We start from the raw sequence: 14,262 nt of genomic DNA, 5'->3' as shown, positions 1-14,262 counted from the left end.
CCTCCACTCTAGGATTGCGACGACCAATTGCCGATCATTGGCGATCGAACTAGACAAAACCGGTCACGAGAACTGAGGTGCCTGTGGGAGCAACGTTGTCCGCGCCCCCCCGAGCCCTGCTGGTGATGAACCCCGAGGCCTTCGCGCTGCAGTTCGGGCAGGACCAACTCGACAGGTTGGACACGCTGGTATCGATGGAGGAGCCGGCGGTGGTGCATGAACTGACCTCTGCAGGGGCCCGTGCGCGGCTGGCCGAGGCGGAGGTGCTCCTCACCTCCTGGGGAGCGCCCGCGCTGACCCCGGAAGTCCTGGCCGCGGCGCCCCGGCTGCGGGCGGTGCTGCACGCCGCCGGCAGCGTGCGACACATGGTCAACGAGGACGTACACGAACGCGGGATCGTGGTCAGTACCGCCGCGGACGTCAACGCGATCCCGGTGGCCGAGTACACCCTGGCCGCGATCATCATGGCCGGCAAGCGGGTTCCGTTCATCGCCCGCACCTCGGTGCAGGGCTGGCAAGCGGGTATGGGCCGTTCGGACCTGACCAACCGGGGCAGAGCGGTGGGCCTCGTCGGTTTCTCCCGGATCGGCCGCCGCGTGATGGAGTTGCTGTCCGTGCTCGAACTGGGTGCGCTGCGGGTCTACGACCCCTACGCCCATCCCGAGCAGGTTGCCGCGCTCGGCGGGGAGTTGACCAGCCTGGACGAGACGATGGCCGCCTCCGAGATCCTCAGCCTGCACGCGCCCGCCCTGCCCGAGACCCGGGGCATGATCGGGGCCAGGGAACTGGCCCTGCTGCCCGACGGGGCCACGGTGATCAACACGGCCCGCGGCGTGGTGATCGACCAGGAGGCGCTGACGCGCGAGTGTGGCACCGGACGCCTGTACGCGATCCTGGACGTGACCGACCCCGAGCCGCTGGCGCCGGACCACCCCCTGCGCGCGATGGATAATGTGCTCATTACACCGCACATCGCCGGTTCCCTGGGCAACGAGGCGCGTCGGATGAGTGATCACGCCATCAACGAACTTCAGCGATGGCTCAGCGGAGCACCGTTGCGCAGCCAGCACCTGCCCGACGCCGCGCCGCTGACCGCCTGAGCCCGAGGATCCCGCCGGAGAAGACGAGGACCATGATCCGCCCCGCACCTGCCCGGACCAGCAGCGCGCACCGCGCCGGCCGGCCGCGCGTCGCCGGACCGTCCCCATCGGGGGGCCGGACCCGCACCGGCCGTGCCGCGGAACGACCGCGCACCGACGTCGTCGGCTCCTTCCCCGGGGCCTGCTGATGCTGGCGCGTGCCCGCCAGGAGTACCTGCTCCGGCAGATCACCCTCTACGGAACCGTGCGGGCCAGCGAGGCCGCCGCCGAACTGGGCGTGACCCAGGTGACGATCCGGCGGGACATCAGTCGGCTGGAGGCCGACGGCCTGGTCTATCGCGTGCATGGCGGCGCGGTGGCCGCACAACGCAAGTCCACCAAACCACGCCCTGCGCGCACCCTGATCGGTGTGGTGGTGCCCTCGGCGACGTTCTACTACCCCGACGTCATCGCGGGGATGGAGTCGGTGGCCGCCGAACTGGGTGTCCGGATCGTGCTGGGTATCTCCGACTACCGGCCCGCAGCCGAACGCGCCCAGGTGGAGCGGCTGCTGGCGCTGGGCGTCAAGGGCCTGGTGCTGACCCCTACCCTGCACGAACAGGTCCCGGCAGACGTCGCGGCCTGGCTGGAGTCGATCCCGGTGCCGGTGGTGGTGCTGGAACGGGACGTGGGAGCCAGCCGCGCGGTCCGGGAACTGGACAGCGTGCGCACCGACCACCGCCACGGGGGTCTGCTCGCGGTGGACCACTTCGCCCGCCTGGGCCACCGCAGCGTGGTGCTCGCGGCGACCGAGGCGACTCCCACCGCGCCGGCGATCCGGGAGGGGTACCACCAAGCGGTGGCCCAGCTCGGGCTGGATCCGGTGCCGGCGGTGACGCTGCCGAGCGATCACGACGACCCGGACGACTTGACCGCGGCGATCGAGGAGTTCATCGACCACCGGCACGACCTCGGCGCCCGGGCCGTGCTCGCGCACTCGGACCGGCACGCGATCCGGATCGTGGAGGTCGCCCAACTGCGCGGCCTGAGAATCCCCGAGGACCTGGCGGTGATCTCCTACGACGACGTGGTGGCCGGGCACGGGGCGGTTCCGTTGACGGCGATCGCACCACCGCGTCGGGAACTGGGCCGGGAGGCCCTGCGGCTGATCGATCGGCGGTTGCGCACCGAGGCCGAGCAGGAGGCGCCCAGGCATTCCCAGTTGCTTCCCCGGCTGACGGTGCGCGAGTCCTGCGGGGCCGTGGTCGAGTACTGACGGGGTAGTGCCACGGGCCAACCCGGGGCGCGGTCCGTCCGGGGTGCCCGAAGCGCCATGGATCATGATCGAATATGTCGCTTTTGTTCTGCTCCGTGCGTGGGCCTTTCTATAGTCACTGGGCAGGTGGAGGTCCCGTACGCACACCCTCAGAGCACACACGGCATCGACACACATGGTTTTTCATCCCGCGCGCAGGTGCCGGGATACGGAGTCAAGGAGGACCCAGGAATGAACGCGAGAACCAGTTCAGCCACATCCGACCCGAGTCTGCTCTCCCGCCGCACCATGCTCTACGCCGGCGGCGGTGCACTCGCGACCGTGTCCCTGGCCGCCTGCGGCGGCGGAGGCACCGCCGACCCGGATACCGACGGCGAGGGCGATGGCGCCGAGGCCGCCCCGGACCCGGACCGGCCGAAGGAGTCCCCGCTGCTGACCGAGCAGGTCGAGGCCGGGGAACTGCCCCCGCTGGAGGAGCGCCTGCCGATCGAGTCCGACCGACTGGTCGTGGAGACCCAGGAGTTCGGCGTCTACGGCGGCACCTACCAGGGCGCTGCGCTGGGCCAGGGCGATGACCCCTGGTTGGAGCGCATCATCGCCTATGAACCGATGATGCGCGCCGACCACTCGCTCGCCGAGGTGGGACTGCCGGGCACCTTCAAGTCCGTCGACATCAATGACGACGCTACCGAGTTCACCATGCATATGCGCGAGGGCATGCGGTGGTCCGATGGTGAGCCGGTGACCGCGGACGACGTGATGTTCGCCATCGAGGACGTGTACTTCAACGAGGAACTGAACGCCAACCCCCCGGGCTTCCTGGCCGTGGACAACGAGCCCGCGCAGGTCGAACGGATCGACGACTACACCGTGCGCCTGACCTACCCGCAGACAAAGGGCGACTTCCTCCAGCAGGCAGCGCAGAATGCCACCTGGTGGGCCACCAACTTCCTGTTCTATCCCAAGCACTACTTGCAGGACTTCCTCCCGCACCTGAACCCCGAGGCCGAGGAGCAGGCCGATGAGGCCGGGTTCGCCGACTGGACGGCGTACTGGGAGGACCGCATCCACTGGTGGAACAACATCGACAAGCCGGTGCTGTACGCCTGGAAGATGACCAGCGCGCTGAACGAGGGCAACGTAGCCACCGCCGAGCGCAACCCGTACTACTGGAAGACCGACAGCGACGGCGCCCAACTCCCCTTCATCGACCGCCTCGAGTTCGAGATCATCCAGGAGGAGGAGGTGATGCTCCTCAAAGCGGTCAACGGGGAACTCGACTTCCACGCCCGGCACTTCAACCAGGACGCGAACCGTCCAGTGCTGGCTGATGCCCGGGAGGAAGGTGACTTCGACTTCGTCACGGTGGAGACCACCTCGATGAACCGGATGATCATCGCGCTGAACCTGAACCACGAGGATCCGGAGTTGCGGGAGATCTTCCAGAACAAGGACTTCCGGATCGGACTCTCCCACGCCATCGACCGCCAGGAGATCATCGATACCGTCTTCCAGCGTCAGGGAGAACCCTGGCAGGCCGCGCCGCACGCCGAGTCGGAGTTTTACGACGAGGAGTTCGCCAAGCAGTACACCGAGTACGACGTTGATCTGGCCAACGAGCATCTGGATGCCGCCGGCCTGACCGAGAGGGACAGTTCCGGGTACCGGTTGCTTCCCAGCGGTGAGCGGTTGCGGTTCGACATCGACCTGACCCCGCTGTTTCCCGAGTGGCCCAACGCCGCCAACATGGTGACCCAGTACTGGGACGAGGTAGGTGTGAACGCCCGGGTGAACACGATCGAACGGACCCTGTTCTACGACCGTAAGAACCCCGATGCGAACCAGTTCGACGCCGGCGTGTGGGCAGGGGACGGTGGCTACCGGGTGGAGATGAACGAAACTCGTTGGTGGTTCCCCACCAGCGATGAATCCCTCTACGGAGTCAAGTGGTCCGCCTACTTCTCCAGCCTGGGCGAGGGCGAGGACGTCGAGGAGCCGCCCGCGGAGACGCTGGAGCAGATGGAACTGTACTGGCAGATCCCGCTGGAGCCGGATCTGGAGGAACAGAAGGTGATGTTCCGGAGGATCCTGGAGATCGCCAAGGAGCAGTTCTACGCCATCGGGATCGCCCTGCCCACCGACGGTTACGGCATCAGGAAGAACAACCTGCGCAACGTCGTGGAGTCCTTCCCGGACAGTTGGCTGTACCTGACGCCGGGCCCGACGGACATCCCCGCCTGGTTCTTCTCCGAGGACTGAGCCCGGGTCCGGTTCATGACGAACTCGTTGTCACCAGATGGGGTGGTGCGCTGATGCTGCAGTACATCATGCGGCGCGTGTTGATCCTGATCCCCACAATCTGGATCATCTCCGTGATCACGTTCGTCATCATCCAGTTGCCCCCGGGGGACTACCTGACCACCCTGCAGGCCCAGTTGGCCGCGCAGGGGGACGGGAGTTTGGGGGCGGCCCAACTGGAGCGGCTCACTCAGCGCTACGGGCTGGACCAGCCCTGGTACGTGCAGTACTGGATGTGGTTCTCCAACATCATCTTCAACGGTGACTTCGGGGAGTCCTTCGACTACGGTCGCACGGTCAGTTCCCTGCTCGGCGAGCGGTTGCCGCTGACGATCCTGCTGTCGGTGCTGACGTTGCTGTTCATCTGGGCGGTGTCCTTCCCGATCGGGGTGTACTCGGCGATCCGGCAGTACTCCGCCGGGGACTATGCCTTCACGTTCCTGGGCTACGTCGGGTTGGCGGTGCCGAACTTCCTGATCGCGCTGGTGTTGATGTGGCTGAGCCTGACCTACTTCGGTCAGAGCGTGGGGGGGTTGTTCTCTCCGGAGTTCCGGGACGCGCCGTGGTCGCTGGCGCGGGTGGGTGATCTGCTGGCGCACTTGTGGATCCCGGTGGTGATCTGGGGCACCGCGGGTACTGCGGCCAATATCCGGATCCTGCGGGCGAACCTGCTCGATGAGTTGCGCAAGCCCTATGTGGTCGCGGCCCGGGCGCGGGGGGTGCCGCGCACGAAGATGCTGATCAAGTACCCCGTGCGGGTGGCGTTGAACCCGTTCTTCTCCACCATCGGGTGGATTCTGCCCGGTCTGATCGCCGCGGACGCGATCACCTCCCAGGTGCTGAACCTCAATACCACCGGTCCGCTGCTGTTGCGGGCCCTGATGGCCCAGGACATGTACCTGGCCGGATCGGTGCTGCTGATCAGCGCTGTGCTGGTGGTGATCGGGACTTTGATCTCCGACCTGGCGCTGGCGTGGCTCGATCCGCGTGTGCGGTTCAGGTACTGACAGGAGGGAGGGCTCACCATGACCGAACCGTTCATGCCGCGCACCGGCACCGAGTTGGAGACCCCGGAGACCGAGGCACCCGAAGCCCAGCGCGAGGGTGGGCGCGATCTCGCGCTGGCCTCGCAGTCCAAGTTGGTGTGGTGGGGCTTCAAGCGGCACAAGGTCGCGCTGGTGTGCGGGGTGATCACGGTGCTGATCTATGGCATCGCGATCTTCGCCCCGTTCCTGGCGCCGTATTCCCAGACCGCGCACAATTCCGAGTACCCCTATGCACCGCCCCAGCAGATCAATCTGTTCCACGAGGGCTCCTTCCACCCCCACGTGAACGGGTACACCTTCGAGCAGGATCCGGACACCCTGGCGTTGACCTTCACCCTGGATGAGGAGGAGATCATCCCGATCGGATTCTTCGTGCGCGGGGAGGAGTACAACCTGTTCGGCTTCATCCCCTGGGACCGCAGCCTGATCGGGCCGGTGGATATCAACGGGCCGCCGATGTATCTCTTCGGGGCCGACGCCAACGGCCGCGACATCCTGTCCCGGATCATCCACGGGACCACCATCTCGATGTCGATCGGTCTGATCGGGGTGCTGCTGTCGTTGTTCCTGGGGGTGATCATCGGCGGCATCTCCGGGTACGTTGGGGGCCGGGTGGACAACCTCATCCAGCGAGCGATCGAACTGATCATGTCCATCCCCACGATCCCGCTGTGGATGGCCCTGTTCGCCGCCGTGCCGTCGTCGTGGTCACCGGTGCAACGGTATCTGGCCCTGACGGTGGTGATCTCCCTGGTCGGCTGGGTGGGGATGGCCCGGGAGGTGCGGGGCAAGTTCTTCGCCGTGCGCAGTGATGAGTACGTCACCGCCGCCGTGGCCGATGGCGCCAGTCAGTCCCGGGTGATGTTCCGGCACATGCTGCCCTCCTTCACCTCCCACATCATCGCCAACCTGTCACTGTCCATCCCGACGATCATCCTGGCCGAGACGGCGTTGTCGTTCATCGGCCTCGGCCTGCAACCACCCACGGTGAGTTGGGGTGTGTTGCTGCAGGAGGCTCAGAACATCCGGGCGGTCTCCACCGCGCCGTGGATCCTGTTGCCCGGTATCCCGGTGGTGATCACCGTGCTGGCGATGAACTTCTTCGGGGACGGGCTGCGCGATGCGGCCGACCCCTACAAGAACTGACCTTTGAAGACGATCTGCTGATCCTATGAAGCGACGAACCGGTGAGGTGACCATGGGCACGGACCACGATGGGGCCACCACGATGGACCCCGAGGCCCGGGGTGAGGCGGTGGCCGCTGATCGGGCCCTGTTGAGCATCGAGGGTCTGCGTACTCACTTCACCACCCCCGACGGTGTGGTCAAGGCGGTGGACGGGGTCGACTTCGCGGTGCGCCCGGGTACCACGATGTGTGTGGTGGGGGAGTCGGGGTGCGGTAAGTCGATGACCGCCCGCTCGGTGCTGCAGTTGATCGAGCCACCCGGGGAGGTCGTCGACGGCAAGGTGCTGTGGAGCCCCGACGGGGGCGAACCGGTGGACCTGGCCGCGTTGGACACCGACGGGGAGGAGATCCGGCAGGTCCGCGGGGGACAGATCGGGATGGTCTTCCAGGAGCCGATGTCGTCGTTGTCCCCGATGTACACCGTGGGCGCGCAACTGATCGAGACGATCCGCCTGCACCGGGAGATCAGCAAGGGCGCAGCGCGGGAGGTGGGTGTGGAGTTGCTGCGCCGGGTGGGGATCCCGCACCCGGAGCGGCGCATGGACGTCTTCCCCTTCCAGCTCTCCGGGGGTATGTGTCAGCGGGTGATGATCGCGATCGCGTTGTCCTGCGACCCGAGACTGCTGATCGCCGATGAGCCCACGACCGCCTTGGACGTGACCACCCAGGCCCGGATCCTGGATCTGCTCAAGGACCTGCAGGCCGAGAACGGGATGGGGATGCTCTTCATCACCCACGACCTCGGTGTGGTGGCCGAGATCGCCGATGAGGTCACCGTGATGTACCTGGGCAAGGTGGCCGAGCGCGGCACGGTGGAGCAGATCTTCTCCGAGCCCAAGCACCCCTACACCCAGGCCCTGCTGCGCTCGATCCCCGATGTGCGCGACGGCGGGGAGCGCCGGCGTCTGCGCACCGTGCGCGGGATGGTGCCGCACCCGCAGAACCGACCCAGTGGTTGCCCGTTCCGTAGCCGGTGTGATTTCGCCATGCCCGGGATCTGCGACCAGGAGATGCCCCCGGCCACCGACTTCGACCAGGACCACCGCACCTTCTGCTATCTCTACAGCCATCCCGATGCCCCCGGCTCGGTGCCCGAGGCCCCCGGAGCAGAGGAGTCCGAGCCGGCAGGTGCGTCCGAGCCGGTCGAGTCCGGTCCCCCGGCTCAGGGTGCCCGTCCTACGGTGGGACCGGTCGTCGTCGAGCCGCGCCGGCCGCAGGAGGCGCCGGACACCTCGGTCGAGCCGTTGCTGCAGGTCAAGGGCCTGACCAAGCACTACCCGATCGGTGGGGGGATGTTCCGCCGCCCCACCGGCAACGTGCGAGCCGTGGACGGGGTGGACCTGAGCATCGCGCCGGGCCAGACGATGGGCCTGGTCGGGGAGTCCGGCTGTGGCAAGACCACGATGGGCCGGGCGATCGCTCGGCTGATCGATGCCACCTCCGGGCAGATCCTGTACCGCGAGGCCGGTGGTGACCAGGTGGACCTGGCCACGCTGAGCGGGCGTGCCCTCGGCAAGTACCGCACCCAGGTGCGGGTGATCTTCCAGGACCCGTTCTCCTCCCTGAACCCGCGCATGACCGTGGAGCAGATCGTCGGCGAACCGCTGCTCGTGAACAAAATGGCCTCGGGCAGCGAACGCCAGGACCGGGTGGCGGAGATGTTGCGCCGGGTGGGTATCCGGCCCGAGTACATGCCCCGCTACCCGCACGCCTTCTCCGGCGGGGAGCGCCAGCGGCTGAACATCGCCCGGGCGCTGATCACCAACCCACGCCTGGTCATCGCCGATGAACCCGTCTCGGCGCTGGATGTGTCGATCCGGGCCCAGATCCTCAACCTGCTGGTGGACGTGCAGGAAGAGTTCGGGCTCACCTACCTGTTCATCTCCCACGACCTGTCCGTGGTCGAGCACGTCAGCGACCGGGTGGCGGTGATGTACCTGGGCAAGATCGCCGAGGAAGCCGAAACCGGCGAACTCTATCGCCGGCCCCGTCACCCCTACACCGAGACGCTGCTGCACTCTGTGCCGATCCCGGACCCCTCTCGCCGGGAGGAACGGCTCAAGCGCGCCGGCACCGACGATCTGCCCGACCCGGCCAACCAACCGGACGGCTGCCTGTTCCACACCCGCTGCCCCCACGCGCAGACCGAGTTGTGTCCCACCGACCGGCCGGCGCTTCGAACCCTGGGTGATGGCCGAGTCGCCTGCCACTACGCCGAGAAGTTGGCCCTGAGCGGCGTGGCTACTCCCACCACCCGCGACCAGGTCTGACGCCACCTCGGCCCGGCACCCGCCGCTGGGCCGCCTGGACCGCGGGTGCGGACCGGGTGGGCCCGGGGTGGTGCACAGCGGCCTGCGATGTCACGGTGGAACATGCCTTCGATGAACTCCGCACCGGGGGTGTGGCCCGCCCCGAACACCCTTGACGGGCAGCGATCCTCGAGCATAGATTCAACTATGCGATATCGGAGTTCCGCATTGTGGAATTGCGCGTGATGGATGCGCTCACCGAATTGCGCCGCGTCCTGCCGGAGTCGATCGTGCAGACCGATCCGGAGGTTCTGCAGGCCCACCGCCGCGACCGCGCGCTGGACCCGGCAGCCGGCACGGCAATCGCCGTCGTCCTCGCCGAGTCCACCGAACACGTTCAGGCGGCGGTGCGCTGGGCCGGGAAGCACCGAGTCCCGATCGTGCCGCGAGGGTTGGGCAGCGGACTGTCCGGAGGGGCCAGCGCACTCGACGGAGGCCTCGTCATCTCCACGATGCGGATGCGCGCCGTCCGGATCGACCCCGGCACCGCTACCGCCGTGGTCCAGCCCGGCGTGATCAACGCCGACCTCAAGGACGCGGCCGCCGAGCACGGCCTGTGGTACCCCCCGGACCCGGCCTCGTTCACCTTCTGCTCCATCGGGGGCAACATCGCCACCAACGCCGGTGGCCTGTGCTGCGTGAAGTACGGCGTCACCGGCGACTACGTGCTCGGTCTGGAAGTGGTGCTGGCCGATGGTTGTGCCATCAGGGTCGGTGGCCCCCGGATCAAGGACGTGGCAGGCCTGGACCTGGTCGGCCTGTTCGTGGGGTCCGAGGGCACGCTGGGCATTATCACCGAGGCGACCCTGCGCCTGCTGCCGCAACCTCCCCGGGCGCGCATCGTCGTCGGCTGGTTCGACGACTCCGGCGCGGCGGCCGCCGCCGTGCATGCCGCCGCGCGAAGCATCCGCCCCTCGATGCTGGAGTACATGGACCAACTGGCGATCAACTGCGTCGAGGACGAACTCGGCCTCGGGCTGGACCGTTCCGCCGCCGCGCTGGTGATCGCCGGCACCGACGACCAGCACCCGGACGGACCCGAGGTGACCGCGCTGCTGACCGCCCTCACCGAGCACGGGGCCACCGACGCGCACGAGGCCGTCGCAGAGATGGCGGAGACCTTCGTGCACGCCCGGCGCATCGCCATCCCCGCAGTGGAGCGCCTGGGCCACCTGCTCCTGGAGGACGTGGGTGTTGCCCTGCCCAGGCTGGGTGAGTTGATCGAGGGCGTGCAGCAGATCGCCCGGGACCGGGACGTGCCGATCGCCTTCATCGCCCACGCCGGCGACGGCAACACCCACCCGTTGGTCGTCGTCGACCCCACTGACCCCGCCCAGCGCGCCCGTGCCGAGACCGCCTACGGCGAGATCATGGATCTGGCCATCGACCTGGGCGGCACCATCACCGGTGAGCACGGCGTGGGGCGCCTCAAGCAGCCCTGGCTGGCCGCCCAGATCGGCGCCGACGTGCTGGAGGTCTCGGCGCGGATCAAGGCCGCGCTGGACCCGGAGCAGATCCTCAACCCCGGCGTCATCCTCGCCGCCGAACCGACCCCGCCGACCCCCACCACCAAGACCCCACCGGCCCCCACCACCAAGGAGACTCCCCGATGACCGACCGGACCCAGCGCGCCGGCCTGCAGGTGCACCCCGAACTGGACGCCTTCACCACCGAAATCCTGGACGGCACCGGGATCGCTGTCGAGGACTTCTGGTCCGGCTTCGCCGCCATCGTGCGGGACCTGGGTCCGCGCAACGCCGCCCTGCTCGCCGAGCGCACCCGGATGCAGAGCGCGATCGACGCCTGGCACCGCGATCACCCCGCACCGGTCGATACCGAGGCCTACCAGCGCTTCCTCACCGAGATCGGCTACCTGGTGCCCGAACCTGGACCGGTGCGTGTGAGCACCACCGACGTCGACCCGGAGATCGCTGAACTCGCCGGCCCGCAGTTGGTGGTCCCGGTGACTAACGCCCGGTACGCCCTGAATGCGGCCAATGCCCGGTGGGGATCCCTCTATGACGCCTTCTACGGCACCGACGCGTTGCCCGGCCTGATCCCCACCGCCGGATACGACACCGCGCGGGGCACCAAGGTCGTGGAGCTGGTGCGCAGCCTGCTCGATGAGTTCGTCCCCCTCGCCCGCGGTTCGCACGCCCGGGCCCGGGCCTACCGCGTCGCCGAGGGGCACCTGCAGGTCACCACCGACGACGGCGCGACTCCCTTGGCCGATCCGGGCGCCTTCGCCGGGTACGGCGGCCCGCCCGACCAGCCCTGGTCGGTGCTGCTGCGCCATCACGGCCTGCACATCGACATCCTCTTCGACCCCGGCACCGAGGTGGGCAGGGCCGACCCCGCCGGCATCGCCGACGTGCAGATCGAATCGGCGCTGACCTCGATCATCGACTTCGAGGACTCCGTGGCCACCGTGGACGCGGCTGACAAGGTCGCGGCCTACCGCAACTGGTGGGGGATCAACCGCGGGGACCTGTCCGCAACCTTCGACAAGGGCGGGCGCAGGATGACCCGCACCCTGGCGGAGGACCGCCAGTACACCGCCCCGGATGGCTCGGACCTGGTGCTCAGCGGACGGGCGGTGCTGTTCGTGCGGAACGTGGGGCACCTGATGACCACCGACGCGGTGCTCGACGCCTCGGGGGCGGAGATCGGTGAGGGGATCATGGACGCGGTGTTCACCACCCTGGCCGCCCTCCCCAGCCTCGATCCGGACAATCCGTGGCGCAACGGACGGCACGGGTCGGTCTACATCGTCAAACCCAAGATGCACGGGCCGCAGGAGGTAGCCCTGGCCGTGGATCTGTTCGCCCGGGTGGAACAGTTGCTGGGCCTGCCCGAACGGACCCTGAAACTGGGGCTGATGGATGAGGAGCGCCGCACCACGGTCAACCTCAGGGCCTGCATCGCCGAGGCCAGCGACCGGCTGGTCTTCATCAACACCGGGTTCCTGGACCGCTCCGGCGATGAGATCCACACGTCCTCCGCCGCCGGACCGATGGTGCGCAAGGCGGACATGAAGACCCAACCCTGGATCCTCGCCTACGAGGACCACAACGTCGACGTGGGCCTGCAGGTGGGCCTGCCCGGTCACGGTCAGATCGGCAAGGGCATGTGGGCGATGCCGGACCTGATGGCGGACATGCTCGACCAGAAGATCGGTCACCCCGAGGCCGGGGCGAGCACCGCGTGGGTGCCCTCACCCACCGCCGCCACCCTGCACGCACTGCACTACCATCGGGTGGATGTGGCCGCCCGGCAGCGCGACCTGGCCGGCCGGGAGCCCGCCACGCTGACGGACCTGCTCACCATCCCGCTGGGCGAGGGGCAGTGGACCGAGGATGAGCGCGCCGAGGAGGTGGACCTGAACGTGCAGTCGCTGCTGGGTTACGTGGTGCGCTGGGTGGACCAGGGCGTGGGCGTCTCCAAGGTGCCCGACATCCACGACGTGGCCCTGATGGAGGACCGCGCCACCCTGCGCATCTCGAGCCAGCTGCTGGCCAACTGGCTCGGCCACGGCGTGGTCAGCCCCGAGCAGGTGCGGGACAGCTTGCGGCGGATGGCGAAGGTGGTCGATGCCCAGAACGACGGCGATCCGCACTACCGGCCGATGGCCCCGGATTTCAGCGGGGTGGCCTTCGCGAGCGCGGAGGAACTGATCTTCGCCGGCGCCACCCAGCCCAGTGGTTACACCGAACCGATCCTGCACCGGCGCCGCCGCGAGGCCAAGGCCGCCGCCCGCTGACCGCCCCCCACAACCGCCCCCCAGCCCCCCCAGCCGCCCCCCAGCCCCCCCACAGCCACCGAGGGCGACCCTGAGCGCCGAGGACGAGTGTTGGACCGCTCGCCCTCGGCCGTAACCCTCGCTCTCGGCGCTGGAACCAGTCCGCCCGGCCCTACCGCCCCGGCGCCCCCCGGCCCGGCTCCCAGCGCGCCAGCGCCAGCCCGCCCCACCCCACAGCCACCGAGGGCGACCCTGAGCGCCGAGGACGAGTGTTGGACCGCTCGCCCTCGGCCGTAACCGTCGCCCTCGGCCTCGGGTGGGGTGGCGTTGGTGGTCTGCGGTGCCGGGTGGGGTGGCGGTCAGGGGCCCTCGGTGGCGTACAACTCGGCGAGCACGCCCGCGGTGCGGCGTAGCGCGGGCAGCAGTGCCTCCAGGCCGGCCAGGTCGAGCCGGGCGGCCGGGCCCGAGACCGAGACCGCGGTGGGGGTGGGCGCCTCGGGCACAGCCATGGCCACGCACCGCACCCCCACCTCCTGCTCTCCGTCGTCGATGGCAAAGCCACGGCTGCGGATGGTGCCCAGTTCGGTCAGGAACTCCTCGGGCCCGGTGATGGTGTGCTCGGTGGCCGGGGGCATCCCGGCACGCTCGAGGAGCCGCAGCACCGCGGCGTCGGGTAGTTCGGCCAACACGGCCTTGCCGACCCCGGTGGAATGAGCGTGCACCCGCCGGCCCACCTCGGTGAACATCCGCATCGAGTGCCGTGAGGCGGCCTGGGCCACGTAGACCACCATGTCCTGGTCCAGCATCGCCAGGTTCACGGTCTCCCCGGCCTGCGCCGCCAGATCGTCCAGGTGTGGACGCGCCGCGGCACCGAGGTGCAGGCCGGCCTGCTCACCGAGGCGGATCAGCGCCGGACCGAGCCCGTAGCGGCGCGAGGGGAGTTGCCGGACGTAGCCATGGGCGAGCAGGGTGCGCATCAGCCGGTGCGTGGTCGCTGCGGCCATCCCGGTGCCCTCGGCCAGTTCGGACAGCGACACGTCCGTGCCGGCACCGGCCATCAGGTCCAGCAGTTCCAATGCCCGGCTCACCGACTGCACCCCGCCGGTTGCGCCGGGCGGTCGTGCGTGCACGTCACCGGCGTCGTCGTGCGTCGCCATGTGCACCACCTCCTGCTCGCGTCCGTCCGGACCCCAGCGGGGCGCCGAACGTGTCGGTGCCCCCGGCACCGAACGTACCAAGGGGCGTGCCGGGCCCGTGGACGTGAGGCGTTATCGGCCCGCGAACCCTGGGACGTGCCCGGCCCGCGAACCCGGGATGAGCCCGACGGC

The 14,262-nt window shown here is 68.7% G+C and carries 9 protein-coding genes; 8 read left to right on the top strand and 1 reads right to left on the bottom strand.

Annotated features, from left to right (window positions below; all coding sequences use genetic code 11):
* Positions 1 to 95: 95 nt before the first annotated feature.
* The 8 genes from ACO0LU_RS18255 to ACO0LU_RS18220 all read left to right on the top strand — a co-directional run bounded on the left by ACO0LU_RS18255 (position 96) and on the right by ACO0LU_RS18220 (position 12,955).
* Positions 96 to 1,100, top strand: a complete 1,005-nt coding sequence (locus tag ACO0LU_RS18255; RefSeq protein ID WP_424792780.1) for a hydroxyacid dehydrogenase — start codon at positions 96 to 98, stop codon at positions 1,098 to 1,100.
* A gap of 187 nt (positions 1,101 to 1,287) precedes the next feature.
* On the top strand, positions 1,288 to 2,355 hold the full coding sequence (locus ACO0LU_RS18250) for a LacI family DNA-binding transcriptional regulator (protein WP_424792779.1): 1,068 nt from the start codon (positions 1,288 to 1,290) through the stop codon (positions 2,353 to 2,355).
* Between the two features lie 231 nt (positions 2,356 to 2,586).
* A complete protein-coding gene (locus ACO0LU_RS18245; RefSeq protein WP_424792778.1) occupies positions 2,587 to 4,614 on the top strand; it encodes an ABC transporter substrate-binding protein in 2,028 nt (675 codons plus the stop codon).
* Positions 4,615 to 4,667: 53 nt separating this feature from the next.
* On the top strand, positions 4,668 to 5,660 hold the full coding sequence (locus ACO0LU_RS18240; RefSeq protein WP_424792777.1) for an ABC transporter permease: 993 nt from the start codon (positions 4,668 to 4,670) through the stop codon (positions 5,658 to 5,660).
* Positions 5,661 to 5,678: 18 nt separating this feature from the next.
* A complete protein-coding gene (locus tag ACO0LU_RS18235) occupies positions 5,679 to 6,845 on the top strand; it encodes an ABC transporter permease (protein WP_424792776.1) in 1,167 nt (388 codons plus the stop codon).
* 25 nt (positions 6,846 to 6,870) lie between these two features.
* The gene (locus ACO0LU_RS18230) at positions 6,871 to 9,156 is read left to right on the top strand and encodes a dipeptide ABC transporter ATP-binding protein (protein WP_424792775.1); all 2,286 of its coding nucleotides are present in this window, start codon (positions 6,871 to 6,873) and stop codon (positions 9,154 to 9,156) included.
* A gap of 224 nt (positions 9,157 to 9,380) precedes the next feature.
* The gene (locus ACO0LU_RS18225) at positions 9,381 to 10,808 is read left to right on the top strand and encodes an FAD-binding oxidoreductase (protein WP_424792774.1); all 1,428 of its coding nucleotides are present in this window, start codon (positions 9,381 to 9,383) and stop codon (positions 10,806 to 10,808) included.
* Positions 10,805 to 12,955, top strand: coding sequence for a malate synthase G (locus ACO0LU_RS18220; RefSeq protein ID WP_424792773.1), 2,151 nt, complete (start codon positions 10,805 to 10,807; stop codon positions 12,953 to 12,955). Before ACO0LU_RS18225 ends, ACO0LU_RS18220 begins: the two co-directional genes overlap by 4 nt.
* Positions 12,956 to 13,293: 338 nt before the next feature.
* Here the strand turns inward: ACO0LU_RS18220 and ACO0LU_RS18215 are convergent, their stop codons facing one another.
* Positions 13,294 to 14,091 carry an IclR family transcriptional regulator gene (locus ACO0LU_RS18215; protein WP_424792772.1) on the bottom strand — a complete coding sequence of 266 codons (798 nt, stop codon included), beginning with the start codon at positions 14,089 to 14,091 and terminating at the stop codon, positions 13,294 to 13,296.
* Positions 14,092 to 14,262 lie beyond the last annotated feature (171 nt).

The organism is Pseudactinotalea sp. Z1748 (assembly GCF_049725185.1).
In the GTDB taxonomy this organism is placed as follows: Bacteria; Actinomycetota; Actinomycetes; order Actinomycetales; family Beutenbergiaceae; genus CALKWS01.
This window is presented reverse-complemented; position numbering and strand designations above follow the sequence as displayed.